The sequence below is a fragment of the Sphingobium agri genome (assembly GCF_023051225.1).
GTDB classification, from domain to species: domain Bacteria; phylum Pseudomonadota; class Alphaproteobacteria; order Sphingomonadales; family Sphingomonadaceae; genus Sphingobium; species Sphingobium agri.
On record NZ_JALKHS010000021.1, the window covers coordinates 1 to 25,011 of the forward strand.

At 62.6% G+C, this 25,011-nt stretch carries 30 protein-coding genes and 1 pseudogene; 4 read left to right on the forward strand and 27 right to left on the reverse strand.

The annotated features are described in order from the left end of the window. Positions 1-178: 178 nt before the first annotated feature. A complete protein-coding gene (sucC, locus tag MU848_RS17530; RefSeq protein WP_097091095.1) occupies positions 179-1,378 on the reverse strand; it encodes an ADP-forming succinate--CoA ligase subunit beta in 1,200 nt (399 codons plus the stop codon). Positions 1,379-1,515: 137 nt separating this feature from the next. Beyond that, the gene (locus MU848_RS17535; protein ID WP_097091094.1) at positions 1,516-1,851 is read right to left on the reverse strand and encodes a hypothetical protein; all 336 of its coding nucleotides are present in this window, start codon (positions 1,849-1,851) and stop codon (positions 1,516-1,518) included. A gap of 63 nt (positions 1,852-1,914) precedes the next feature. On the opposite strand from MU848_RS17535, the gene MU848_RS17540 reads away from it, so the two are divergent. Then, the gene (locus MU848_RS17540; RefSeq protein ID WP_097091093.1) at positions 1,915-2,313 is read left to right on the forward strand and encodes a low affinity iron permease family protein; all 399 of its coding nucleotides are present in this window, start codon (positions 1,915-1,917) and stop codon (positions 2,311-2,313) included. A 14-nt stretch (positions 2,314-2,327) separates the two neighbouring features. Here the strand turns inward: MU848_RS17540 and MU848_RS17545 are convergent, their stop codons facing one another. Further along, positions 2,328-2,507 (reverse strand): hypothetical protein, encoded by a 180-nt coding sequence (locus tag MU848_RS17545; RefSeq protein ID WP_097091092.1) that lies wholly within the window; start codon positions 2,505-2,507, stop codon positions 2,328-2,330. A gap of 273 nt (positions 2,508-2,780) precedes the next feature. Here MU848_RS17545 and MU848_RS17550 point away from each other — a divergent pair. After that, positions 2,781-3,437: pseudogene (locus tag MU848_RS17550) on the forward strand (glycosyltransferase); the annotation flags it as partial. A 55-nt stretch (positions 3,438-3,492) separates the two neighbouring features. Here the strand turns inward: MU848_RS17550 and MU848_RS17555 are convergent. Together MU848_RS17555 and MU848_RS17560 are read right to left on the reverse strand one after the other, a co-directional pair. Then, complete coding sequence (locus MU848_RS17555; protein ID WP_247234534.1) at positions 3,493-4,236, reverse strand: hypothetical protein; 744 nt, start codon at positions 4,234-4,236, stop codon at positions 3,493-3,495. Positions 4,237-4,311: 75 nt separating this feature from the next. Continuing rightward, a complete protein-coding gene (locus tag MU848_RS17560; protein WP_247234536.1) occupies positions 4,312-5,151 on the reverse strand; it encodes a DNA adenine methylase in 840 nt (279 codons plus the stop codon). A 165-nt stretch (positions 5,152-5,316) separates the two neighbouring features. On the opposite strand from MU848_RS17560, the gene MU848_RS17565 reads away from it, so the two are divergent. Next, positions 5,317-5,493: a hypothetical protein gene (locus MU848_RS17565; protein ID WP_022681140.1), complete on the forward strand. Its 177-nt coding sequence runs from the start codon at positions 5,317-5,319 to the stop codon at positions 5,491-5,493. Between the two features lies 1 nt (position 5,494). Beyond that, entirely contained in the window at positions 5,495-5,818 is a 324-nt protein-coding gene (locus MU848_RS17570) for a hypothetical protein (protein ID WP_247234538.1), read from the forward strand. 24 nt (positions 5,819-5,842) lie between these two features. On the opposite strand, the gene MU848_RS17575 is transcribed toward MU848_RS17570, so the two are convergent. From MU848_RS17575 to MU848_RS17680, 22 genes are all read right to left on the reverse strand, one after another. Further along, positions 5,843-6,016, reverse strand: a complete 174-nt coding sequence (locus MU848_RS17575) for a hypothetical protein (protein WP_247234541.1) — start codon at positions 6,014-6,016, stop codon at positions 5,843-5,845. Continuing rightward, complete coding sequence (locus MU848_RS17580) at positions 5,970-6,452, reverse strand: hypothetical protein (protein WP_247234542.1); 483 nt, start codon at positions 6,450-6,452, stop codon at positions 5,970-5,972. The genes MU848_RS17575 and MU848_RS17580 overlap by 47 nt, the downstream gene beginning before the upstream one ends. Continuing rightward, complete coding sequence (locus MU848_RS17585; RefSeq protein ID WP_247234544.1) at positions 6,452-6,622, reverse strand: hypothetical protein; 171 nt, start codon at positions 6,620-6,622, stop codon at positions 6,452-6,454. The genes MU848_RS17580 and MU848_RS17585 overlap by 1 nt, the downstream gene beginning before the upstream one ends. Continuing rightward, on the reverse strand, positions 6,619-7,134 hold the full coding sequence (locus MU848_RS17590) for a TIGR02594 family protein (protein ID WP_247234546.1): 516 nt from the start codon (positions 7,132-7,134) through the stop codon (positions 6,619-6,621). The genes MU848_RS17585 and MU848_RS17590 overlap by 4 nt, the downstream gene beginning before the upstream one ends. 61 nt (positions 7,135-7,195) lie before the next feature. Further along, positions 7,196-7,633, reverse strand: coding sequence for a hypothetical protein (locus MU848_RS17595; protein WP_247234548.1), 438 nt, complete (start codon positions 7,631-7,633; stop codon positions 7,196-7,198). Further along, positions 7,633-8,997 carry a tail fiber domain-containing protein gene (locus MU848_RS17600; RefSeq protein WP_247234550.1) on the reverse strand — a complete coding sequence of 455 codons (1,365 nt, stop codon included), beginning with the start codon at positions 8,995-8,997 and terminating at the stop codon, positions 7,633-7,635. The genes MU848_RS17595 and MU848_RS17600 overlap by 1 nt, the downstream gene beginning before the upstream one ends. Beyond that, entirely contained in the window at positions 8,997-9,512 is a 516-nt protein-coding gene (locus tag MU848_RS17605) for a hypothetical protein (protein ID WP_247234552.1), read from the reverse strand. Before MU848_RS17605 ends, MU848_RS17600 begins: the two co-directional genes overlap by 1 nt. Further along, positions 9,509-12,238, reverse strand: a complete 2,730-nt coding sequence (locus MU848_RS17610) for a hypothetical protein (protein ID WP_247234554.1) — start codon at positions 12,236-12,238, stop codon at positions 9,509-9,511. Before MU848_RS17610 ends, MU848_RS17605 begins: the two co-directional genes overlap by 4 nt. Beyond that, positions 12,238-13,038, reverse strand: a complete 801-nt coding sequence (locus tag MU848_RS17615; protein WP_247234556.1) for a hypothetical protein — start codon at positions 13,036-13,038, stop codon at positions 12,238-12,240. Before MU848_RS17615 ends, MU848_RS17610 begins: the two co-directional genes overlap by 1 nt. After that, positions 13,035-13,394 carry a hypothetical protein gene (locus MU848_RS17620; protein WP_247234558.1) on the reverse strand — a complete coding sequence of 120 codons (360 nt, stop codon included), beginning with the start codon at positions 13,392-13,394 and terminating at the stop codon, positions 13,035-13,037. The genes MU848_RS17615 and MU848_RS17620 overlap by 4 nt, the downstream gene beginning before the upstream one ends. Further along, positions 13,394-16,351, reverse strand: coding sequence for a hypothetical protein (locus MU848_RS17625; protein ID WP_247234560.1), 2,958 nt, complete (start codon positions 16,349-16,351; stop codon positions 13,394-13,396). Before MU848_RS17625 ends, MU848_RS17620 begins: the two co-directional genes overlap by 1 nt. 95 nt (positions 16,352-16,446) lie before the next feature. Continuing rightward, positions 16,447-16,818, reverse strand: coding sequence for a hypothetical protein (locus MU848_RS17630; RefSeq protein ID WP_247234562.1), 372 nt, complete (start codon positions 16,816-16,818; stop codon positions 16,447-16,449). Continuing rightward, the gene (locus tag MU848_RS17635) at positions 16,818-17,492 is read right to left on the reverse strand and encodes a DUF6441 family protein (protein WP_247234564.1); all 675 of its coding nucleotides are present in this window, start codon (positions 17,490-17,492) and stop codon (positions 16,818-16,820) included. The genes MU848_RS17630 and MU848_RS17635 overlap by 1 nt, the downstream gene beginning before the upstream one ends. 120 nt (positions 17,493-17,612) lie before the next feature. Then, positions 17,613-18,323: a hypothetical protein gene (locus MU848_RS17640; protein ID WP_247234566.1), complete on the reverse strand. Its 711-nt coding sequence runs from the start codon at positions 18,321-18,323 to the stop codon at positions 17,613-17,615. A 7-nt stretch (positions 18,324-18,330) separates the two neighbouring features. Then, on the reverse strand, positions 18,331-19,563 hold the full coding sequence (locus MU848_RS17645; protein WP_247234568.1) for a hypothetical protein: 1,233 nt from the start codon (positions 19,561-19,563) through the stop codon (positions 18,331-18,333). 18 nt (positions 19,564-19,581) lie between these two features. Then, on the reverse strand, positions 19,582-20,013 hold the full coding sequence (locus MU848_RS17650) for a hypothetical protein (RefSeq protein ID WP_247234570.1): 432 nt from the start codon (positions 20,011-20,013) through the stop codon (positions 19,582-19,584). Continuing rightward, a complete protein-coding gene (locus tag MU848_RS17655; protein WP_247234572.1) occupies positions 20,010-20,312 on the reverse strand; it encodes a hypothetical protein in 303 nt (100 codons plus the stop codon). The genes MU848_RS17650 and MU848_RS17655 overlap by 4 nt, the downstream gene beginning before the upstream one ends. 3 nt (positions 20,313-20,315) lie before the next feature. Next, positions 20,316-20,510, reverse strand: a complete 195-nt coding sequence (locus tag MU848_RS17660) for a hypothetical protein (protein ID WP_247234574.1) — start codon at positions 20,508-20,510, stop codon at positions 20,316-20,318. Between the two features lie 84 nt (positions 20,511-20,594). Further along, on the reverse strand, positions 20,595-20,831 hold the full coding sequence (locus MU848_RS17665) for a hypothetical protein (RefSeq protein WP_247234576.1): 237 nt from the start codon (positions 20,829-20,831) through the stop codon (positions 20,595-20,597). Positions 20,832-20,896: 65 nt separating this feature from the next. Next, positions 20,897-22,906 (reverse strand): phage major capsid protein, encoded by a 2,010-nt coding sequence (locus tag MU848_RS17670; RefSeq protein ID WP_247234578.1) that lies wholly within the window; start codon positions 22,904-22,906, stop codon positions 20,897-20,899. A gap of 16 nt (positions 22,907-22,922) precedes the next feature. Continuing rightward, the gene (locus tag MU848_RS17675) at positions 22,923-24,371 is read right to left on the reverse strand and encodes a phage portal protein (protein ID WP_247234580.1); all 1,449 of its coding nucleotides are present in this window, start codon (positions 24,369-24,371) and stop codon (positions 22,923-22,925) included. Between the two features lie 79 nt (positions 24,372-24,450). Beyond that, positions 24,451-25,011, reverse strand: a complete 561-nt coding sequence (locus tag MU848_RS17680) for a hypothetical protein (protein WP_247234582.1) — start codon at positions 25,009-25,011, stop codon at positions 24,451-24,453.

The following is a 25,011-nucleotide window of genomic DNA, read 5'->3' on the forward strand; positions in this document are numbered from 1 at the left end:
TCCGCCTTCACCCGCGGCTTCACATTATAGTCAATGACCCGCTTCACGGGCACAAGGATCTTCATCGCAACATCCTTTCGTTTCACGCCACAGCCCGCATATGCGGACAAGGACGCAGGCGGCCCTTAAAAAGACCGCCTGCGCCCCATGGTGTTTGTTCAAATGGCTGGAAAGTGCCTCAGGCTGCCTTCCTCACTTCCGCCACGATCTTCTTGGCTGCGTCGCCCAGGTCGTCCGCAGGGACGATCGCCAGGCCCGACGAGGCCAGAATGTCCTTGCCCTGCTGGACGTTGGTGCCTTCGAGGCGCACGACCAGCGGGACCGAGAGGTCAACTTCCTTGGCGGCGGCAACAATGCCCTCGGCAATGATGTCGCACTTCATGATGCCACCGAAGATGTTGACGAGAATGCCCTTCACCGCCGGGTCCTTCAGGATGATCTTGAAGGCCGCGGTCACCTTCTCCTTGGAAGCGCCGCCACCGACGTCCAGGAAGTTGGCGGGGAATTCGCCGTTCAGCTTGATGATGTCCATCGTCGCCATGGCCAGGCCAGCGCCGTTCACCATGCAGCCGATATTGCCGTCCAGCTTGATGTAGGCAAGGTCATATTCCGAAGCTTCAACTTCGGCTGGATCTTCCTCGGTCAGGTCGCGCAGTTCGGCAATGTCCTTGTGGCGGAACATGGCGTTGCCGTCGAAGCCGACCTTGGCGTCCAGCACCAGCAGGTTGCCCTGCTCGGTCAGCGCCAGCGGATTGACTTCGATCTGCTCGGCGTCGGTGTCGAGAAACGCGGCGTAGAGCGACGAGGCGACCTTGGCGGCCTGCTTCGCCTGATCGCCGGTCAGGCCCAGAGCGGCCGCGACCGAGCGGCCATGGTGCGGCTGGAAACCGGTTGCAGGGTCGACGGTGAAGGTGTGGATCTTCTCCGGGGTCGAATGAGCGACCTCTTCAATGTCCATGCCACCTTCGGTCGAAACGACAAAAGCGATGCGGCTGGTAGCGCGATCGACCAGCAGGGCGAGGTAGAATTCCTTCGCAATGTCGGCACCGTCGGTAATGTAAAGACGGTTGACCTGCTTGCCCGCTTCGCCTGTCTGAATGGTAACCAGCGTATTGCCGAGCATGTCGGTCGAATGGGCCTTCACTTCATCCAGGTTGAACGCCAGACGGACGCCGCCCTTCGCTTCAGGGGCCAGTTCCTTGAACTTGCCCTTGCCGCGGCCACCAGCGTGGATCTGCGACTTCACGACATAAAGCGGCCCAGGCAGCTTCTTGGCAGCTTCGACGGCCTCATCGACCGAGAATGCCGCGAAACCCTGCGCGATCGGCGCGCCATATTTCGCCAGCAATTCCTTCGCCTGATATTCGTGAATGTTCATGGGCTCGGCCCGTCCTTTCGCCTGAAAAGCTATTGGAGGGGCTAAAGCACATGGAGCCCTGTCACTCCAGCATCATTTCGCAAAACCACTTTGCAAAATTGCAAAGCTGCTGAACCGATATAATCCCGGCAGGAGGATCAGTCGAGCAGGGCACAGGCGACCGCAGCCTTGCTGGTCACCGCGAATATCTCCGGATCCTCCAGCGCGCGCAGCTTGTAAAGGAACCGATCGACCGTCAGATCGCCAATGTGCGAATTGCGGATCGAGGCAAGCGACTGGACCCGCCGCAGTTGCACCAAGCTCAACCGATCCACCATCCGCTCTGCCATGCAGCTGGCCATCCTTGGGGAAAGCCCCGCTTCGATCAGCCCCGCCCGCACTTTCGATTCGGGCGATACCGTCGCGCAAGAGGACAAGAACAGAGCCGCTGCGGGCAAGGTGAGCGCAAAGGCGCGGAGCGATATGGCCGTCATCGCTACTTCATGGCAATCACTGCCTGAACACAGGGTAAATAGATCGAAACGGGGTAGCCATTCATGGACAGGATTTTCGGAATCTTCGCGCATCGAATCGCCAGCTGGTCCGGCCAACCCCTCGCTTTCATCCTGGCATCCGCGGTCATCATCGGCTGGATAGTGACGGGCCCATTCTTCCACTATTCCGACACGTGGCAGCTCATAATCAACACGAGCACGACGATCGTGACCTTTCTGATGGTGTTCCTGATTCAAAACGCCCAAAACAGGGATGGATCAGCCATTCAGGCAAAGCTGGACGAACTCATCCGCGCAGTCACGGACGCGCGCAACGACTTCATCGGCATCGAACATCTGACCGAAGCTGACCTTGAGCGGATCAAGACCGCGCTTGAGAAGGAATGCGGACCCGACGCCGCGCACCACCAAGCGCTGGAGCGATTGATCCGACGGCGATAAGCCTACCACACCAGTCAATGCGCGGGGTTAACCAAGCGCGCATTCTCTTCGCGATATGCGTCGATCTGGTCGCCATAGCCACGAGCCAGGCCTTCATACGCCGCCCGGCCCTTTTTGGACCGGCTCATCTGCGCGCGTATCAGTGACACCTGCTGCCTGTGCAGCAGGTAGTTGACATCCATCTCTCCGGTCATTCACGCCCTCCTACCTATCGCTCACGAGACTGGCTGGGGTGCCGCAACTCTTGTCGAGTCGTCTTTCCGGCAGTTAGGACGATAGCATCCCCCGAGCTATGCGACGATTCCATCCAACGCATCCTTGGAGCAGCTTGGCGGAAAACACACGAACGATGCTCGTTCAAGGGAATGGCGCCACTCTTTCAGCCTTTCTGAAAAAATGTTGACAAAGGTCTATGAAATGTAACGCTATTTTGCCAATCCCCTGCGCCAACTCGGGGGTTTCTCATCATGGCGCAATCGCTGGCCACGGTTTTAGTGGTCATCTACCAGGAGATTTTGCTGTTTGCGGTTGTCGGGCTGACCATTGGCGGCATCGACGATTTTCTGGTCGATATCATGTTTCTCGCGCGCCGCTGGTGGAGGAACATCGCGGTGTATTCGCGTCATCCACGCATGACGACCGCCACGCTGCCAGCCTCGTCAAGGCCCGGGACCATCGCCGTCTTCGTCCCTGCCTGGGGCGAAGCGGACGTGATCGGGCCTATGCTGCGCAATGCGCTCAGCCAATGGTCGATCGGACGCTATCGCATCTTCGTTGGCGTCTATCCCAACGACCTGGCTACCCTTGCAGCAGTCAACCCGATAGCGGATCAGGATGACCGGCTGGTCATATGCGTCAATGAACGCCCCGGCCCGACGACGAAGGCGGATTGCCTCAACGTCCTGTGGCGGACCATGCTGGAAGAGGAAGAGCGCACAGGCACGAAGTTCAAGGCGATTGTTCTCCACGATGCGGAAGACGTCGTGCACGCCGACGAAATCCGCCTGTTCGACCTGATGATCGACCGGTTTCAACTGGTACAGCTGCCGGTCCTTCCGCTGACGGGCGAAGGCGGGTGGTGGTCGCGCGCGATCGCCAACCATTACTGCGATGAGTTCGCCGAACCGCGCTTGATGTTAGCGTAATTCTTCCACCATGCCCTTCTCCAACTTCGATCGCCTACTTCTTGGGCGTTCCCGGAGGCCCAGACACACCTCCAATACTGGTCATGGCAGCTCCGCCAAGATCGTTCGGTCCAATGATCCGCGTCACCCGCATGCCGAGCACCGCTCCTGGCTCGCGCACGTTCATTTCGACGGATCCATGCCCGAGGATGGCATTGCCCAAGTAGCTGGAAGTATGCGCCCGCCCGTCGGTCAACTCATATGTCGAACCACGGATGATCTGCGTCGAACCAGGCCCGGTGATATGTTGCGCTAAGCCGCCAGACTGCTTCATGTTTTCCACGGTCGTATGAGCCCCACCGCTTGCCTCGAACTTAACGGGACGCCCGCGAACGATCACATCCTCAATGGACTGCCGGCCGCCCAAGTTGGTGAATTCAACTGGAGCGACCCGCTCAGCCCCGCTTGCCACGAATTCAGCCAACAGCTGCGCGAGAGGCTCCATGCGCTTAGCGGCCTCCTCCAGATGCACGATCCGACCTTGCAACGACGCGATCCCAGCGACCTCCGGCGCAAGCTGCTCGATCTTGCGAGCCACAGTTGCGAGATGAGCGGCAAGGTCGGGCTCCAGATTACGCTCCGAGAACTTTTCAAGCAGGTGCGCAATCGGGCCGCCGAAGATCGGGATCCCGGAGGCGGCGGCAGCCACGAGAGTGACGGCGATGGGACCACCCTCCCGGAGAAAACCCCTCGCCTCCAGGTCGTTATATATCGACTGCATTTCCGCTTCTGTCGTCATTCGCCGTGCTCCCGCTGCTGGGCGGGAATATCGGTCTATGCCGCCTGCGAAACAAGGGCAGCGATGCAGAGGGCTTTATGGCACCAGGCGCTCGATCGACACCTCGCGGCTGTTCGTGATGATGAGTTCGCGCGCCGCGACTGGCGACCCGTTGCCAACCGTATATTGCAGATCGACGGTCGCCATGGCGAAGCCAGCAAATGCCTCGCGGATCTCCGGCACGTCATTGATGCTCATCAGGAACTGCCCGTCGATCGCGCGCAGCTGCTCGGCCATCTCGGCGAACTGGCCCCGATCGAACATCCCGGCTCCATAGTCGCCCTCGCTTCCATGGTAAGGCGGGTCGAGGTAGAAGAGCATATCGGGGCGGTCATAGCGGCGCACGAAATCTGACCAGGGCAGTCGCTCGATCGTCACGCCGACAAGCCGCTCGTGCACTTGCTCCAGCATGGGCTGCAGCTTCGTCACATCGAACGCACCTGAGTTCGCGGAATCGACGCCAAAGTTGCGACCAGCTACTTTACCCCCGAACGCCAGCCGCTGGAGATAGAGGAACCGGGCGGCTCGCTCCAGATCGGTCTGCGTCGAAGGATCGACCCGCATCAGCCGCTCAAAATTGCTCCTGGTCGTCAGCTGGTATCGAAGCATGTCGAGGAAGGCGATGTAATGCCGCTGCAGGATGCGGAAGAAGGTAGCCACATCCTCAGACCAGTCATTGATATATTCTGCGCGCGGCCGCTTGCCACGGCGCAGGAAGACGCCACCCATGCCCATGAAGACCTCACCATACGACTGGTGCGGCACCAGGTCGATCGCGCGCGTGACACGCTTCCATAGCCGTCGCTTGCCCCCGATGTAGGCCGCCACAGGCGACACAGGCGCGACAAATTCGTCAAAAAGTGGACTCGACTCCATCATGTTTGTTCCATATCTGTTCACCCCTCCCGAGCGCCGGGAGGCGGGATGAAACCGGCAGGCCAGCCGGGGACATGACGGGTCGAGACCGTCGGCTTGAGGCGTTGGCGCGCCTCATCCCCCGCCGAGGCGGGGAACTCACTGGCTCACCGACAGGAGAACCAAATGGACGATGAACTGAAGGCCCGCTTTCGGCAGTTTGCCGAACGCTGGCGGGACGATGAAACGGTGGACGATGGCGGCCTCACCGGCCGCGACCTGAAGGTCATCGCGGCCCGGTTGGAGAGGCTCGTGGCGATCCGCTACGCCAGCCTTGATGAACTGGCCGCCATGACGAAATGACGTGGCGCGGTATCGAGACGGCCTGAAGGTCGCCACCTGTCTGTTCGAGGCGGCAGCCTGGCACCGCACGGTGAAGGTCATCTGCGGGTGCGGTCACTTCGGCCTGTTCCACCCTCATGGCGTCTGGTGGCATTTCCACCGCCGAGGATGGGACGACAATTTCGGGGCCGCCCGCGAGAAATTCTGGTGCCGGGAATGCGCCCGCCGACTCGGCAAGCGCATTCGGCCGAAGGGGATCGAACTGGTCGCTGCGCCCCCGCAAATCACGCTAACCCTCCCCGACGAGCGGGAATGGAAGCGGGTCGTCAATCGGTTTAGAGGCTAATGGCATCCGACTAGCCCCTCCAGTTCAGGGAGGATCGATGATATCGGCGCGCCCGGGCGCGGGAGGCGATCGCCCCTCATTGTGCCGGATGATCTCGGCCCGGCTCTCCACATAGGCATTTACCACGCCTGCATGACGCAGACGGCATTCCTCATAGGTCCGGGCGTCCCCCAGGCTGACCCGCGCCAGTGTCGCCACCAGCGGATCCCAGATCAGTAACAGCGGCGGGCAAGGTGCACTCAATTCCGCCGTCAGCTCGGCGGGCACAGGCGCTGCCGGTGCGGGCGGCGTTGAGTTGCCCAAGCAGGCCGTCAGACAGGCGAGCATTAGCACGGGCGAGAAGCGGATCATTGGCGATCTCCTTTTCAAATGAAGGCTGGAGGATTGTGCTGTGATAGGCCCGCAGCGCCGCAACCTTGTCGGCCAGCGCTCGATCATTCGATGTGACGATCGCCGACAGGCGGCCTTCACTTCGACGCAAAAGGATGTTGAACGCAGCCGCAGCTTCAGCGCGCTCCAGGCGAGCGTCCGTTACCGCGCGCTGATAGCCCCGATGATCGAGGTACCAGACGACGCCCACGATCGCAGCGATCGCCAGCAAGTGCGGCCAGATGCGAGAGAAGAGCGCCCCCATCACTCACCCCCATAATTCTTGTCGGGAATCAGCGCGGCCAGCGTGCCCACAGCGAGGCTAAGCCAACTCCAAGGGGCCGGAAGCACCGAAGCCGCGCCGATGGCGGTACCGATGCCGACGAACGTCGATCGCTCCTGCAGGCGTGATCGAAGCCAATGCAGCGCGCTCATGCCTCATTCCTCGACACGGGCACGCCAGCGGCCGTGAGCTTCACTGGCCCGCCGACGACAGGCACAAGCGCGGGCCACCGACGCGCGATGCAGCGGCTCTTCTCCAGCCGCATGACGCTCACCCGGTCACCCTGGTTGCCGCCCAGCACATGATAGTGCGTGGAATCTTCCCCAACATAGAAGGCGACGTGCCCACCGCCTGCGCGGTCGAATACGAGGATTGTACCAGGCGCGAGCCGATCGGCCGCAATTGCCAGCCCCCAAGTCGCCCACGCCTTGGCACGGACGCCGACCTTCATGGCCAGCAAGTTGACGCCTCCGACGCGCAGGCAATGCGCCACGAACAGGCCGCACCAGGGCGTACTGTCCGCATTGTAGACGATGCCTAGAATTTTGATGCCCAGCAGCTTGGCCCAACTCAATATGCTGGGATTGTTCGCAGCCCCGGCCGCCTCGCGCGTGTTGAGCAGTTGCCGCGCAGCCATCAGCCACGCGGGGTCAGTAGAGTTCATGACTTACCCCCATGAAAAAGGGGCACCGAAGCGCCCCGCCATTGTCAGCAATGATGCTGATTCAGAGGACTTCCACCTCCGGTGCTGGTCGATCGATCATCGCCAACAATGATCCCAGATCCTCCGGCGTGGCAGGATCGAGCGGAAAGGCGCGATCGAGCATGGCCTGCGCCTGCGCGAGACTCGGATTGTCGGGCTCCAGCCGCCGCAGCGGATCCGCCACCAGCTCGAACGCCCGCCTCAACACGCGGATCTCCACCGCCTGCCGCCGCAGCTGCGTCTCGATATGCCGCTGATAGACCCTGTCCCGCTCATCCTGCTTTTCCTCCCGTTGCTGGAGCTCTTCATGCCAAGCCTGCAGCTTCGCAGCCCGCGTCTTCGCCCGCGCGTCTTTCCAGTTGAGCAGCCAGGCCGTCCCTCTGCCGAACGCGTAGAGTAAGGCGACGACCCCAGCGATATATCCTCCAGCTTCACTGGCAGCCGAACCAGCATCAGCCATTATGCTGCCTCCAATGCCGCTAGGCGGTTGGCGAGATCAGCGATCAGCGCATCCTTGCGCGCCAGCTCGCGACGCTGCCATGCCGCTTCCATGGCCTGGCATTCGTCATAGCGCAGGCCCCAGCGATCCCCTGCTTCCAATGTGACGCGCTCGCCGACCTGGACTCGCCCACGCACGTCCTGCTCTTCCGTGACATCGCGCATGATTTCCGCACCGTCGGGGCCAACAATGCCTGTGCCCGCCTGTCCTACGACTACCGTCGCCGTGTCGACAACTTGCTCCTCATAAACGGGCTCGCGCTGCTCCTCCCACTTGTCATAGCAGAGGAGGCCGATAGCCAGCGCATCAAGCCCTGCTTCGGCAAAGGCGTCGCGAACCCTCTGGGCGATCAGGCCGACATGCCATCGCGCGCCGTCGCCTTTCGCCTCAACAGCGTCCCGGAACTTGTAGCGGACCCAATCGACCGCACCCCATGCGTCGAGCCATTCCTCGGGGATCGATCCGATTTCCCGCTTGGCGAGCTCGTCCGATGTGTTAATTGATCCGGTTGCTGCATGAACTCCGGTCCATCGAAATGAAGGGCCGCCGAGCGCATATAGATTATCACCCCCAGGGCGAGTATGGCCACCGCTTTCAATAACTAGGCGCGTTTGAAAACCATTGTTGCTGAAGGCAATGGGCAGATTCTCATTACTAAATATCCCAATTCCCGTAGATCCAGCGCTAGCGCCAATATACGTCTGGTTTGTTGATCCTCTGTCAATATTTACTTGGCAAGCATATGTGGCTGCATTGGTTGAAACTTTAAGAAAGTGGTCCGCGTTCGATTTATGGACATGCAATTTATCGCCGGGTGAGCCTGTTCCAATGCCAACATTTCTGTCAGCAGAAAGTCGCATTATTTCGCCAGACGGGTTGGTAAACAGAATTGGTGTTGAGTCTTGATTAAATATATTTGTGGCAGTGTTACCTTTGAAAATAAGTTGCGTTTGAGACGTGCCATCACCTTCAATTATGGCCGATACAAAGCCAGCGTTGTAAACGTGAAGTCTTGCGTTTGGCACAATTCCTATGCCAAAACTTCCCGATTGGATGGATGCGCCATAGCTTCCAACTCTAAGGCGCTCAGTCCCGCCAGCGACAAATCCCATAACATTTGGGGCTTGCCTATAAATGCCCGTGTCAGGATCAGATGCAAACGCCATGCCGGGCGCCGCGACAGCCCCGTCGCCAGCGTTCGCAGCGGCAAACGCCGCCATCTGCGCCATGGTCGAGTTAACGCCACCCGCGCCGCGCATGGCGACATAGATATCAGCCGCTTGAGGCGCGCCGTCCGGAAAATCCTGCCAGTTCGTATCAGCCATTATGCGGCCTCCCAATCAACGGCAGCCGCACCAGCGATGCCCGGAATATCCTCAGCCGCATCCACGGCCCGCTTCGCGCAGATGCGCTTCGCCTCGATCATGGCCGCCAGCGGTGCGAGGGCATTGACCTGCGCAAGTATCTCATCGCGCACCTGATCTATTGGCACTGCCCGCATCTCCGCCTCCGCGATCATGAAGGGGTAGAGCTCGGGGTGCGCCGCTTCGTCTCCTTCGGTCCAGCGCCGGGCCTCATCTTCCTTGCGCTGATAGGTCTGCGCCTGGCCGGGAACGTCGGTGATGTACTTCGACCGTTCTTCACCGGCTGCAGCGTCGATACGGGCGTGGTAGAAGGCACGGACCTTGGCGAGGTCGATGGGAAAGAAGATCGCGGATGCGGCGGGGATCTCATAAGAGACTTCACCGGGCCCTGTGCTGGCCAACATCGTTGGATAGTCGGGCACGTTAGCGACGCGGTGGATCGCGCCGTCACGGTACACCGCGAATGCTATGGTCATCGTCTTTGCCTCATGACGTCGAGATTGGTTCCGGTGCCCGCATCGGACCCGGACTTGCGGTTGTAGTAGTAGAGGAACACGCGGTATTGACCCGCAGAGGGAGCAACCAGCGCTGCGGATATGGGGACAGCTAGCTTCGTTGATGCACCACCATCGCTGTCGAATTTGTAGGCGTCGTTCGATATTCCCATGCCCGACGCGCCGTTGATGTCGTAGGCAAGGTAGACGTCGCCCTCCAGATCGTCCGGGCACAGCAGCCGCAGTTTCCCTGTTATGCGGAGAACCTCGCCCGCGGCCACGCCGGGCAGGGTGATGACGAGCAGCTCAGTCATCACATTCACCGGCATCGACACGACTGCCGATGCTAGCGAGGCGAAATAACTCTTTGTGACAGCTTCGTTCTGGATCGATCCTGTCGATACCTTGTCCGTTTTGACTGACCCGTCCCCGTTCAGCCCGCCATTGGCAGCATTGCCGCCAGCCTCAACAGTCGTCGCGGGAGTGCTGCCCACGTTCGTCCCGGAAGGAGCACCGACCGTGGCGCCGTCCGCCACGTTCGACGGCGATGCGACCGCCCAGCTGCTGCCGTTCCACCGGCGCATCGTCTTGTCGCTTGGCTTGTACCAAAGGTCGCCAATGCCAGAGGCGGTGGGCGTGCCCTCGCCGGTAAAGGTGGTGACCTTGCCGTCCGCTGTCGCCTGCGCACCAGCGGCCGCCGTGATCGCTTGGGCAATGCCGCTGTCTCTGACCTGAAGCCATCCGCTGCCATTGTGACGATAGAGGGCGTTGCCGTTGTCGGTTTCGAACCAGAGATCGCCCAACGAAGCCCCGCTAGGCGGGAAGTCGGAATAGAATGTGTCGATCTTGCCATCAGCCGTGGCCTGTGCGTTCTCGGCCGCCTCCAGAGCGCTGGCGAGCGTCGCCAGCTGTGCCGCCGTCGCCCCGAACGTCGCAGCGGGTTGCCATGCCGACCCGTCCCAGCGGTCGATCTGCGTCGGGTTGAGGTAGGCCCGCACCAGCAGATCGCCCACGTCCGTGGCGACCGGTACCGGATCACTGCTGGCGAACATGGTGAAGACGACAGCCTTGCTGTCAGCAAGGTTCGACGCTGCCGTCGCCGCTGCCAGCGCGTTGGTGATGCGCTGATCATCGACACGCACCCAAGGCAGGGTGATGTATGAACCGCCCAAGGTGATCGCGTTACCGCCGATCGACAGCCGCCCAGTGCCCGCCACGCGCCGATAGGTGGCAATGACCGCGCCAGAGGCATCGGTCTGGTTCCACCAGTCGTTTTCCTGGCTCTCCGCCGCCGTGGGAGCCGTCTGTTGCACGAAGATGGTTCGCTTGCTGTCGAGTGTGGTGCTGATGTCGCCCAGCAGCTGCTCAAGCGAGGTGCCGTCGTTCGCCACCGGTACGATGGGTCCGGCGATCTGCTGCCAATTGGCATTGCCGGTTGCAGGCGCAGATCCGGCCACTGGCGTCGCGCCGATGAAAAGCCATTGCGAGCCGTTGGGCAGCGACACGATGTCGCCCTGTCGGTAGGCCGTCCCGGCCTGATACTCACCCTGGGGCTGATTGAGATTATAGGCGATGTCGCCGGGCGCATGCACCTGCCATGTCGGCACCGCGCCTTGCGCAAGTCGCCAGTAGGGCGCTGCGATCGCGACCTGCTCGACGCTCGCAACGGGCGGCAGAGCGCTGCCATCGGCCGCCATGGTGAGGGTGGCCGCACCAATGCCGACCGGCGCCACCCGCAGCATGCCCAGCCAATCGACATAGGCCACCGCATTGACGCTGGCCGCGATGCGCTGGATAAGCTCGCGGGCTGTTGTCTGCGCAGACACCATCAGCGACAGGTTCCACGGCCGGGCGCTGTTCAACGCCGTGACGTCGGCCGACGCTACCTTGGCAGTACCGCCTGCGATCGCCGCAATCCGAGCGATGAGCGCGCCTGGAAGCCGTGACCATCCGCCGACTGCGTCACCCTCTACATGGAAAGCCACCTGCCCATCAGCAGGCGCGCCCAGCCTAACGTATCCACCCGCGAGCGAGGTGGCCCACCGGCCCCGCGTGACCGTCGCCGCATCCAGTGCGGCAAAACTCGCATGATTGGCCTGCACAGCGCCAAAGCGGGTCAGACGGTCGAAAGCCACCGTGACGGCGTTGATCGCGCCATAGGCGGAAATCTGATAGATATTATCGACAGCATCGACCAGCACGGCAGGCGCGAAGCGAGGCGCACCCAGCGCCAGCGGCTTCACCTGCCCCTGAAGGTCGGTTGAGCCCTCAGCCCCGCCCGTTCCCGCGTAGGTCGCAAGCAGCGGCTGATCCAGCCAACTGTCATCGGTGCCGATGTTGATGGTCGCAATGCCATCAGCAATCGCAGGCTGCTCTTTGACACGGCCGTCGAAGATCAGCGTGAAGGCCGCCCAGACGTCGCCCAGCTCGCCGCGCCAAATGCGCACCCGCGCATCATGTAGCGCGAGCGCAGGCAGGTTCGGAATCGCGCCTATCGCTGCCGTGAAAGAACCAGTGGGCGACGTGATCGATCGGGCATCGAACGCGCCATCGAAAAAGTCATAGCGCAGTGTCGGCAGCGACGCGATCGCGGGCCACCACACCTGCCCATTGTGGTGGCAAAGGCGATCGTCGTCATGACTGGCGAGGCGCACAGGCGTTGCCGTCGCACCGTTCCAGCCATCGATCTGGATCAGATAGCTTCGCATCAGTCGAGGCTCACCAGGCTAGCGCGCCATTCAAATCCGCCCGGCTTCGCCCAGGTGGTGCCAAGGTCACCAACCAGAGGGCCGAACCAGATCCGGTTCTGCCGCTGCTCATGGGTGTCGGGATCCAGGATGATGGCAATCGGCTCGCTGACACCCACATCCTCGATCAGCGGGCTTACCTTCGCTTCGACTTCATCACGTTTCACAGCGCCGAAGCTGATGCCGATCGAGCGCAACTTCTTCCCTCTGCGCCGCAGGAGCACGCCGTTGACGGAAAAGTCAGTGACGCCGAGATCGCGCACGCCAAAGGCAGCACCGAACTGAAAGTTGCGCTCCAGCTGGATCTTGCGTCCGAGCACCAGGCGCCCGACCGTTGCTGCGCCAGTGCCGAGCCCGCCGATCGTGAAGCGCCAGTAACGCGATGCAGGCGGCGGGGAAGCAGGGGCCAGCCACAGCGCCCGCCCCCGGCCGGAAACCGGCATGGCAGTTCCCGCCAGGAACGTCTGCACCGCGCCAGCCCAGGATCCGGCCGGGAAGGCGCTACCCTGAGCCGCCGTCGCTGCCTCGACCTTCAGCGTCCAGCTCGCATCCGCGCCTGTGCAGCCCAGCAGCAGCGCAGTGTCGATGACGACATCGGCGCCCATGTCGACCGTGATCGTGCGCGACGCAGCACCGGCCGCACTCTTCCACACAACCCCCATATGATCATTGGCGACATAGGACGCATCATAGCCAGACACGGTGGAGCTGGCGCTGATAGACGCCATCGGCAGCGGCTTGACGACCAGCGCGTTGCTCACCCGAAATACTCCACCTTGCTTTGTTCATTTTCCAGATCGACCTCGATCCGCGACACCAGCATCACGGCATCCAGGCCTTGCTCCGCATCGATCACGCGGTGCGTTGGCACCGTGCCGGGCGTCACATCCACGAGGTCCGCGACCCTGACCACGAAGCGGCGGCGAACCGTTCCCAGCAGCGCCACACGCTGCGCCAACGCCGTCGCCGCGTCCGCCGCGCTGTCGAAGAAGCCTTCCGCCGGAGCGTCGATGCCGTCTCGGGCAGAGGGAAAGCGGGTCTTGATGGTCGCATCTTGCGAGGACACGACCATCTGCTGCCGCAAAGCTGCGGCGATATCCGACGGTAGCGCTGGCATCAGGCGTAGTTCCGAAGCGAACCGGTCCAGGTCGCGCCGTTCTTTTCAAGCTTGTCGAGAACCTGCCGCAGCAGATCGTTGGTGATGTCCTGCTTCGCGCTCATGTTGCTGGTATTCGCCGCCGTCGCTTGGCTGGCTTGCGCCGTCGTTTCGTTGAACGGGTCGGACGTGGTGCGGATCGGCGCCGCATTGTCGATCTTTGAAATGGCGCTGCCGGTCGCCCCCTGGATCATGTCGAACGCCTCGAAATATTTGGCGGTCGATCCATAGAGCTGCCGCTCGATATCCAGGAACGTCTGCGCTGCCGACAGGTACTTGTCCTGGTCGATCGTCTCGCCACGGGCGATCTGGCCCAGATACGGATCCAGCACCTTGCGGGCGTTTTCCTCCTGATCGCGGAGCGACAGGGGTGAAGATGAGCCCATATTCATAGACTTGATGAAGTCCTTCAGGCTCTGCGACGCTTCGCCCGCATTCTCCTTCGCCTCCGCCATTTCCATGTTGTAGAGCTTCTGCGCATCGGCCATCTGCTCGGCCGTGGCGCCACCCTCGCGCAAGGCATCCACCGTGCGCTCCCATTTTCGGTTCACTTCGTCGATCGCGTAGCCCACTGGATCCAGGCGGCGCTGCAGTTCCTTGGGAATGCTTTCGATCATAAGCGCTTTCTGCATTGCGCGATCGAGATCCTGCCCCGATTTCAGGATATTTTCCGTCGCCTTGCTGATGCCGGTGATAACCGAACCTTCGATCGATTTCTGGATAGCAAACTCGATCGCGGCCTGCTGATCATCACCGAAGTTGTGGAGCCCCTTGGCGCTGTTCCCCTTGAAGTCCATCTTGCCGCCGCGCCCTTCTGTGTTGACGCGATACTTGCCGTCAAAGGTGCCCAGCACGATGTTGGTCGGAACATTGGTGATCTTCGCGCCCAGCTGGTCCGCAATGCCCATAAGGCCGTCGGCAACGCTGCTGGCGAGGCCAGAGGCGGCGCGCTTGGACGCACCATCATTGCCAGACGCAGAGCCGCCTTCCAGCTCGCCATACTGGTTCATCTGCAGCCTGGCAGTGCCGTACTTCGGAGCAGGCTTGAACAGGCCGCCAACGATACCCCCAAGCGCCCCGCCGATGATGCCGCCCAAAGGGCCACCCAATGCGCCGAGCGTCTTGCCCAGAGCGCCGCTGGCGAGCGAGCCGAGCCCCTTGCTTAGCGTACCGCCCAGCAGTTCCTTGCCGAGCACGCCGCCCAATCCCCCAAGTAGCGAACCCGCACGGCCGCCGCCGCCCACGATGGACGAACCTACCTGCCCGAGCGCCATGCCCTGCAGGAGGTCCTTCATCGTATTGGCGAAGGTGCCGCTTCCGCCAAATATCTCATCCAGCTTTTCCTCAATCGCTTTCCAGCCATCCTGCCCGACGGTCGGAGAGATAAGGTTGAGCGCCTTGCCTAGGGAACCAGGAACACCAAGGAAGTTCCCGCCATCCGTGATGCCTGCCACGATACCGGCCACCGTGCCAGCTGCTCCGCCCATACGCTGCATGGCGTCAAGCTGCCGCAGATTATATTCTAGGATCTGTCGCGCACCTTCGGCACGAGCCTCATCCAGGCTTTCAAGATCGCGGGCCTGATCAATCAGGGTCTCACCCACGGTGATCTGATCTTTGCCCCACTCCTGCTGCCGCTCCATCGCCTCAGCAGCGAGTTTCTGCACGTTCCCCTGCGCCCCGGCTCGAGCACCGAGCAAACTCGTCTCGAGCTTCAGGGCTTCACGCACCTCTCGTGCTTCGGCCGCGCGGGTGGAGCGCGGTTTGCCAGCACTCGGCTTATCCACCTCCCTCGCAGCTTGCTCGGCAATCTTCCTGCGCTTTTCGAACTCAACGGTCAGATTTTTGCTGGTGGCGAGCTGCTGCTCGGCAAACCGCAGATCGCTCTTGGCCTGCTCAACGTCGCGAAGCAGCGGGGCCGATCCCCGGCCCTTTGGGTCCACACGCTTGGACGCCTGCAATCGCGCCTCCGCCTGGGCTGCAGCCGTTCGCAGCCGCTCAACCGACGCTTCGTCCTGGCGCAGCTTCACCATGGCGAGGCCCTGCGCCTCCACCGCTTTTGCACCCGCCTTGTTCATCGCTTGGGCAAGGCCGTCATAAGCCGCCGTCAAGCGGTTCACTACGCCGACCTGACCGGCGAGCTTGCCACTGGTACTGTCCGCAGCCTCGCCCGTGTTCCACATCTTGTCTGCCAGGACAGTCAACACGATGGCGCCGGTCGTAATGACCTGGCCCCATGGCCCACCGATAAAGCCAAGGAAGCCCTTCGTGCTGTTTGTCATCAGCGACAGCGATCCCACGACTTGGGAGGCCTGACTGGTAAAAATCTGCATGGGAGGCGCGTTCATTGACCACATCGTGGCCATGTCACCCAGCTGCATGCCCAGCTGCTGCATCCCAGCACGCTGCGCACCAGCGGACGCAGTGACCTTCCTGCCCATATTGTCATTGTCGGCCATCAGGACGTTCGTTCGGCCGAGCTCCGCCTGCAGCCGCTCGAGCGCAATCGCCTGCTGCCCGAGCTCACGGGCATTACCTTCTGCCTCCACGGCAGCAGCGGCGGCGGCCTGCACATAAAGACGGGTAGCTTGGGTCGTATCGCCCGTGTTGATGGCAGCTTGCCGCGCGGCGGTGGCAATTTCACGCAGGGCAACAGCCTCGCTCTCCGCCGCCGCTGCCGCCGCACGGGCTGCGGAAGGGTCCAGATTAAGCGCGCCTGTGTCGGTTCGCGGTAAAGTGAGCGCCTTCTTCGCCAAACTTTGAATCTGGGAAAAGTTGCTGTCAAAAGCTGACTTCAGCCGCGCGGCCGAACTTGCCGCTCGCTGCTCCATTTCACCAAATACCCGCGCATTCTCTGCCGAGAAAGCTTCCGCGTTTAGCGCCAGGCGCGCGACGATATCGGATGAACGATTTCCCACAAGAACCTCACGACAAAAAGGCCGCCGGAGATCCCCGACAGCCTGCTTGAACCATCAATTTTTATAAAACCGAGGCGGATCAGCCTCTCAACTGATCAACCTCCGGACAGATTATAGAAGGCACCAAAATCCGGATTTCCGCCCTCGTAACAAACATCCACCAGCTTTTTGAAGTAGCTGACATCTTTTTCATTAGCTGCGTCGAACGGGTACGCGCTCAACATCCACGCCGAGCCCGAATGGACGAAGAACAGCTCGAATCCGCCATAAGCGCCGAAGCCATTCTTAGCGTTCACCTCCCCGGTAACCATGCCCGGCTTGCCCGCACATTTGGTTACATCGCGGAACTGCGCGCTGCCTGGATCGCGAAGGTTGCGGGCCACCAAACGCTTCGCGCTTTCGATTTCAGGATCTTCAGCTGGCGTGCACGCGCTGGCCATCAAGACTGCTAAAATTGCCCAGCGCATCAATCATCCCCTAGCCTTCGCCTCACGTTCATTGACAGCTTCGCCCCGGCCGCGTCAATTACCGGCCGAAGCGCCACCCTGTTCGCATGGGCGACCGAAGGGATCAGCACAAAGATCGGTGTAGTCGTCGCGCCGCGCAGGAACCCCCGGCGCTCATCTGCCTGCGTACGCTTGCGCGTGATCGGCCGGAACGTCCCTGTCCGGCCATTCAGCACACCCTCATCAGCCACTAGCAGCGACGCGCGCCCGGGACGGTAGACGAACCGCAGACGGATGCCAGTCCGACGCTCCCACTCCCCGGGCGTCAGATTCCGGTTCCGCCCCCGAGACCCCGCAGCGGGCAGCGGGATAGCCAGGAAAAAGCCATCCTTCCCCGCCACCCGACCGGGCGTCGTGAAGAAGGAAAACGCGCCCTGCGTCCTCGCCCCGCCGTTGATGTAGATTTCGCCTGCAGGGTTCCGGGCGATTCCCGATCGAGGATAGACGCTGGATTTCAGCGCTCGCCACAGACCGCCTGGGACGGCACTGCGCACGAGCTGCTCCAGATCCTGCTCAAGCTCACGCGTGGTCACCCTTATAGCTTCGGTCCCGGCGCGCAGGAACCGGCGCGCGGCATCATCGCGCGCCGCCCTAATCGCCCCGGTGTCGATCCCGAACGCTATGCTGTCAGCCATCCTTGTCCTTCGAAAGTCTGTCTAGGGAGGCAAAGGCGTCCATCAAAGCGGCGGGCTGATCGCCGGGACCGCCCGCGCACGGCAGAGCCGCTCCCCCGAACGGCCCTGCGTAGCGCTGGGTCAGGAACCAGAGATCGACGATTCCCCAGATCCATCCGGGGAGCTCGACGCGGGGGTTGCCGGGCCATCGCTCGCCGCCGATGTCCCATCCGCCCTCGACATGTCGCTCGACGAAGTCGAGGGGTCGGCGTCGGACTGCGAGGGCTGCTGAAAAGTCCGGTCGTCCGTCGCGCCATAGAGCAGACCATAGCCGAAGTTCCCGGCCCCGATCATCTCCATCGGATCGATTTGCGCCAGCACGGCTTCGGGGATCTGCCGATCCTTGCCGAGCGACCAGGTTACATCGACATTGTCCCAGCCAATGCAGAAGCGACGGAACACGACGATCGGCGCGATCTCCTTCCGCCGCTCCTGCTGCGCGACCAGCTCGCGATATTCTGGCCAGTGCTGCGCCAGCACGCCGCGTGCCTGGATCAGCGCCTGCCGATCGTCGCCGGTGAGGATCTCGCCCCGCGCTTCGGTTTCGATCAGTTCGAGCAGCGTATCGATTCCCGGATCTCCGCTTAGGAGCGCATGAAGGCCGTTGCGGAAGGCGGCAATCAGCTCGAACGGGAAAACCCGGCCCGCCGCCTGCTCACCGGAAAGCTCCGCCTCCATTTGAGCGCGCTCGATAACCGACGCCGCCCTGAAAAAATATCGGGGCGGCGCGGCTTCGCTCTTTCGCCAGCTGGGCACATAGTCGTGCCCCGTCTTGGTATCTGTCGGGATCATCAGCGCCTCACGAGAAACAGAGGATGCGATCACCGTCGCGGCCATAGGCATCCTTGCCCGGCGACGTGCCCTGCCAGCGCGTGGTTTCCGCACGGAAGGAACCGCGATCGGTCGGCGAAGCCTCGATCGGCTGCGCCACCGGCAAGAGCAGCGAGGCCCGATTGCCAGCGACCGAACCGAACTGCAGCGCAATCGGATATTGGCTAAAGGCGGCGATCTCCGCGAGCACGTCGCGGGTGCTCACCAGCGTAGCGAGCGGATCCGCTTCGAAAACAGGGGTGCGCCCGCCGATCTGGCCCGCGCCATAGCCAAAGCTGGTGTTCGGATCCTCTGGGCTTTCGATATTGCCGCCGTTGGACAGCGACCAGCGGCTGATCGCGAGGCCCTTGCGGTTCACCTGCATTGCGGGCGGCAGGCCGGAGCCCTGCACCAGCAGCGGAGCCGAATGGCTTGCGATCGTCGCCGCCGGTACCGCAGCGGCCGAGCGGCCGACAAACACGCCGGTGAAGGAGAAAGCCGCCATGCCCGGCCGGGCCGAATTGCCGTCGAAATCGACCGTCGCACGGCAGTCCACCCACTGATAGAGATTGCCATCCTCATACCAGTAGATGGTCGCGCAAGGATGATCGGTGGCGCGAGCGCTGTTGTCGGCCGGAGAGGTTCCCGCATAGGTCCAGTTGGCAGGCAGCGCCGCGAGCGTGGCAGTTGTCAGCACCGAGCCATAAAGATCGCTTAGAACAGCCACCTTTGCGGCGCTGTAGTCGGTGATAAGCGGCATCCGGCCTGCACCAGGGCCGCCGGACAGGATCAAGGGCATGCCGCGATAGGCCTGCGCCGTGGTGTTGAAACCGGTGCCGAGCGTGCCGCTCGTGGTGGTACCGGCCGTCAGGGCAGCAGCGGCGATCGCGGCGGTAAACTGGCCGCGCATGCCGGAAGCCTGCAGGGCTGCGTGCAGCGGCGGCTTGACCGACGAAGAATAGGTGGCGCCCGCCCCGGCGCCCTTGATGCGGCTGCGAAAGCTGATCGTAGCAGGCTGACCGACCACGAGCGGCGCGGCCGAGACCAGCGAACCGCTGGCTTCCGCCGACTGCTCTGTCTGATAGGGCGAATTGAAGCTGACGCTGCCATCCTCAAAAGGGACAGCGTCGGTTGCAGCAGAGGGCGTCGCCGCCGTCCCTTCGGCCGACTGCAGCGCAATCAGCAGGACGCCGTTGCGCGGCCGAATAACCGGATCTGGCATGGTAAAAGCTCCTTATTGTCAGGCCGGCAGCGCCGGGTTCTCGCGGGCAGTTGAAAACTGAATGGTGAAGTCCAGGCCGAAGCCGAGACGGCTTTCCGAGGCGAGCTGCGCGACACTCACGCGCATCCCGCCTTCGTTGATTTCGTCGATCAGGCCGCCCAGCGGCGGCTCTGTGAGCAGAGCAGCGACCGTTTGGGCATAGAGGTCATTCAGGCCAGCGTGCGCCTCGACGCCGTCAGCCTGCTCGACAAAGCCCTCAATCGTGATCGTGAGCTCGTGCCGCGTATGGCTGGCACCGCGCTCGATCGGCTCCTGCACGCCGTCGAAGATGCTAAGCGCCGGAAACAGGTCCGGGTCGCCTGCAGGCATGCGTTCCACCCGGCCAATGGACGGAATTGCGGTGAGGCGGCTTTCGATCGCCGCGAAGATCGCTTCGCGCAGGTTTGTCACTTCTGCACCACTACCCACCAGGCGGCGAGATCATCGCGTCGCGTTACGTCGATGACCTTGCGCTCCGCCCCGCCGTCGACGATCTGATCGCCCTTGCGCGGCTCGGACGGGAGAACATCCTGCATGATTTCATACCAGACCTTGCGCAGCGTCGCTCCAGCGCCTTGAAACGGAGGGGCCGTATCCTCCATCCGCACAGCGGCGATCGCAGCGCCGATCAGCCCGGCGCCGGTGTAAGCGACGGACCCGGAAAAGGCCGCGTGAATGTCGGCCAGCGCGGCTTCCTCTTCCGGGCGCATCGATCAGGCCTTCGCCTTGCGCTGCCCCGGCTCCGGGGCCCAGATCGCGCGATCGGCGGCGACCAGTTCGCCTGCTGCGGTCTCGCCGATATCGGTTTGCGTGTCGTCATCGGCGCCGACGGTGAGCGTGGCCCCCGCGTCGCGATAGCCGCCGCTCCGATCGAGCGCGGCAGCGTGAAGAATGATGGAACGGGCCATGTCAGGTCCTTTGGCTGGAATGCAAAAGGGCGCTGGCAGCGATCGCCACCAACGCCCCGGCAGAAACGGTGCTCAGACCGCCGCTCAGTTTTTTGCGGATTCGCCCGCGCCTTCACCTTCGCCGCCCTCGCCACCTTCTTGGTCGGCATCATCGGCAACGGGTTTGGCGTTGGGCTTGGTCGCCGCGACAAAGCCCTGCCGCTCGGACAGCGCGAGCTGTTCGGTGCTCACACCCTTCACTTCCTGGCCGCTCTTGAAGTGTTTGCCGTCGATGGCGAGATCGCGCTGCGCGTAAAGCTTCTGCGCCGTTTTATCGGTCATGATGATACTCCCGAATATTGAAAAGCAGGGCGGCCGAGGACATCAGCCGCCCTCACGAGGATGGCTTATGCGGTGAGAGCATCCACCATCGCCGCGAAGCTTTCCGGGTGGCGGACAGCGATATCAGCCGACTGGAAGGCCTCGATCCGAACCGAGCCAGTGCCCGAAAGGATGTAGGGGTTAACCAGCACATCCAGGCCGCCCCAGAGGCCGATCAGCATGTCCGCCCAATTGCCGAAGATGATTGCCGAGCAGACGCCGGAGGCCGTGCCCTTGGTGAGGGTCGAGCTCACCTGGTTCGAAACGGCGGCATTATAGCCGTTCATTTCGTTGCCCTTCTCCCAGATCGGGTCACCGTTGGTGCCGCTGAACTTCTGCGTCAGCTTCAGCTTGCCACGCACCTTGGTGTTGGTGAGATAGCCGAGGCTTCCCATCGCCGCATTGACGTTGGCGACGGCCGTTTCCAGCCCGACAATGTTATCCCAGCTGGGCGCCGCGCCGTTGGTCCCGCCGATCACCGAACCGATGCCGCTGGTGTTGAGAACGCCGCGAGGCTGGTTCGAGGAGCCGGAGCCACTCACGCCAGCCAGATCGAGGGCAAGCGCCAGGGTTGCCGCCAGATCCATGCGGACGAAAGCCTCAACGTCGATCGACGACTGCAGCAGCAGCTGGCGCGACATGTCGGTAAACGCCGCCACCGTCTTGGGGGTCAGCGCGACCTGATCGAACGCCTGCTGACTCTCGGTAGGCGCGGCGCCTTCACCGACCCAATAGGCCGTGGCCCCGCCAGTCTGGCGCGGAATGGCAAGGTTGCCGTTCAGGTCGCCCAGGATGCGGACGCCCAGACCCGTCAGCGCCATGGCATTGCGCAGCAGGTCGATGAAGCTGCCCGCCAGCAGATCCGTTGCGACGGTATGGCCGCCCGCAGTTGCGGTGCCGACGCTGAGGTCGCGATGCTCACCGTTGATGTCGGAACGCAGCACATCCAGGGGGATGCGAAGGGAGCCAGCTTTGGCGGATGCCTGGCCCCGCGAGAGGGCAGCGGCGGAACATTCCATTTCGAAGCCTGCAGCGCGCTGCGCTTCCGCATCCTGCGGATTGGCCATGGCGTTCATCAGGCGCACGAAGCTGTAGCGGCGAACTTCACGCTCGGACATGCCGATCACCGGAGTTTCAGCGGTCCGGATGGTCGCAGCGTTACCTGCCTGGGCTTCATAGTCGCGCACGAACTGCTCGACCGAGCGACCGTCGGCAACCGCCGCGTCGGCGAGCTCGCGGCAGTTCAGGCGGGCGCCCATGGCACGAATGGTGGCGCCGCGTTCGCGTTCCGATGCGATCGCGGCGGTATGATCAACCGGCGCGGCAGGAACGGCCGAGCGCTGTTCGTTGGCGGGAGCAGCTGCTGCACCAGCAGCTGCGACTACGGCGGCAGCGGGCGCAGCAGCGCCGCCACCGGCATTACGGGTACCGAATGTCATGTCTTCTTCCTCTTTGACAAGGCTTCTGGGATCAAAGGGCGCGGCCTCGCCTTCGCGGCCGACCCCGACGGTCGTGTCTGCAGGGATCGAGACCAGGCTGATCTCGTAGGGCTCCCAATCGGTCACCCGGTATGTCGCATTGTCGCCGTCACGCTGCGCCAGCACCATTTCGACGATGCGATATCCCACGCTCACCAGCTTGCGGATGCCGTCGACGACATCCTGAAAGACTTCCTGCGCTCGTGCCGATCTGCCGAACCGGACGACCGCGCGGCCTTTCCTGCCTGAGATCCAGGCACGCTCCACAACGCCGACCTGGTCGCGGCCATTGTGGTCCATCAGGAGCGCGCCCCCGTTGTTCAACCGGCCAAGGCGAACAGCGACGTCGGCGTGATCCAGAATTTCAGTGCCCCACCAGCGCTCATATGGCTCTTCGCTGGAGAAGCTGAGTTCAACAGTGCGCGCCTCTTCGTCGAAAGCTTCGGCACGCACCTCGATCTGCATGTCACGGCGCAGGCTCTGGTCGATCTCGCTGTCGCGGCTCGCTAGGGCGTGCGTCATTGTTCCCGCCAGCAAGGCGGGGGCAAGCTTGCTCATCATTGCCTCCTGAAAATCAGTCCGTTGTCTCAGCCGGAGCGCTTCCGCCGCTGCTGCCGCCGCCACCCGCATGTGGCTGCGCCATTCCCATTCCAGCCTCTACCTGCAGCTCGGCCCACACCTCATCGGGATCCCGTCCCGATTCGCGGATGATCTGGGCCCGGCTCCGGACGCCCAGCGCGACCGATTCGCGATCAGCAGCTGCATCGCTACTCGGATCGACCCAATCCCAACGGCGGCCGAAGAATACCGGCGCATTGAACTTGTCGAATTTGGTGAAGGGCAGACGCTTCAGTTCGGCATCGTGGATCAGCGCGCGGCCGAGCCAGCGTTCGAAGATCTCCGCCTTGATTTCGGCATACCAGCCCTGGATCGTCTTCCACATGTCGCGCTCATCAAGCGTGCCCGCGCGGATCGAACTGAAGTTTACCTGCGTGAGATCGCCAGTCAGACTATGATTGGCGACCAGCAGCCCCGTAGACAGCCGCCGCAGAACGTTCCGGGTAAAGGGATCATAGACCTCATTGGGATAGGTCGGATCATATTCCTTCAGCTCATAGCCATCGGGAATGATGTCGAACGTGCCCGGCTCGGCCGAGCTGACAAAGTCACCCCGATCGCTTGCGTAACCGTCACCCTCTTCGCCATCGACCTGCATCGGTGGACCGGCTTCCGGATCTTTCTGCTGAAAAAAGCCCATCTTTGCCGCGCCGACGTTGGCCGCCACCAGCGCCGCCTCATCGAACTGGTCCAGATGCTTCGCGTCGCGCAGCGCCACATAGGCCCATGGCACGCCGCGCCACTGATCGATCTCTTCGGGAATGAAGAGATGAAAGATCTCCGACGCATCGACCCGCTGATAGCGCTGGCTTGCGGTGCCGTGCATGTCGGCGCTGCCGTCCATGACGCGCAGGTGATAGGCCACTGGCTTCATGAACGCGTCGAATTCCACGCCCATACGGATGCGGTGGCCGTTGGCCAGATCGCGGTTGTGATCCTCATCCAGCAGATGACCGGGCAGCAACTGCAGCTGGATGCGATGCGGCCCGCGATCGCGCCCCTCGACGACGCGCACCAGAGCTTCACCATCACGCGCCACCATGATCAGCGCGAGAGCATCGAACTGCGTTTCGCTCAAGCGCCCGGTCACATCGAAGTTGCCGCGTCTGCCCCAGCGCCGGTAAGCCGCGCCGATCAACTGACTGTCCGCTTTGTCGACGGTGCCATCTGGGCGGCGGCAGTCGACCTTCAGCGTGAAACCGACCGGGCCGACGACATGCGTGCGCACAAGCGAGAAGAATTTGCGCCCATATTCATTGTTGCGGGCGAAATCTCGGCTGCGCGCTCGCATCGCCCGCAGGTGGCGCAGAAGCGACATGTTCACCGTTTCGTCGGTGGTCGTCCATTTGCTGGTCAGACGGTCAGTTACGCCCGCCTGAAAGCCGCGCCGATGTCCGCCGTGCATGATGCGCTGGCGCATTGGCATCGCTGGCGTTTGCGACGATCGCTTTCCGCGACCGATTTCGAAGCCAAGAATCCGCATATTACAGGCTCACCAGCACGCGGCCCGGGCCAGAGCGGCCCGCCTTGCGATCCTCACCGGCGACCAGCTTGGCATAGTAGCTGCGCAGCTCGGTCAGCTCGCGATGCGCCATCCGCTTGATCTGGCGGCCGTCGGCAAAGGTGTATTCCAAGTCGGTTTGCGATGCCCTGCCCTCGATGGCGGCTTCGATCTTCGCGAGCACCTTGCGCGCATGACTGCGCGTATCGATGTTCGCGGCCGGATCAGGATTGACGCGCAGCTGCCCGCTTTCAGCCGTCGCGCGATCGGCACCCTTCGCGATCTTCACCGCCCAGCGCCAATCACCTGCACCCCATGCCTCAGTGGTGTCAGCGGGGAGCAGTAGCGACCAGGCCGACGCGCCACCAGTGGCCTCGATCGACACCGGATCTCCACCCGCGACGGGCACGAACACGAATGACGCAGTATAGCCATCCGCAGCCGGATAGGTCGCCGCCAGATCCGCGCGATCGACGCGCAGGCTATCGCCCGCCACGATCGCCGCAGGCATCGTGGACCGGGGCTCAGTCAGCAAATTCGCCAT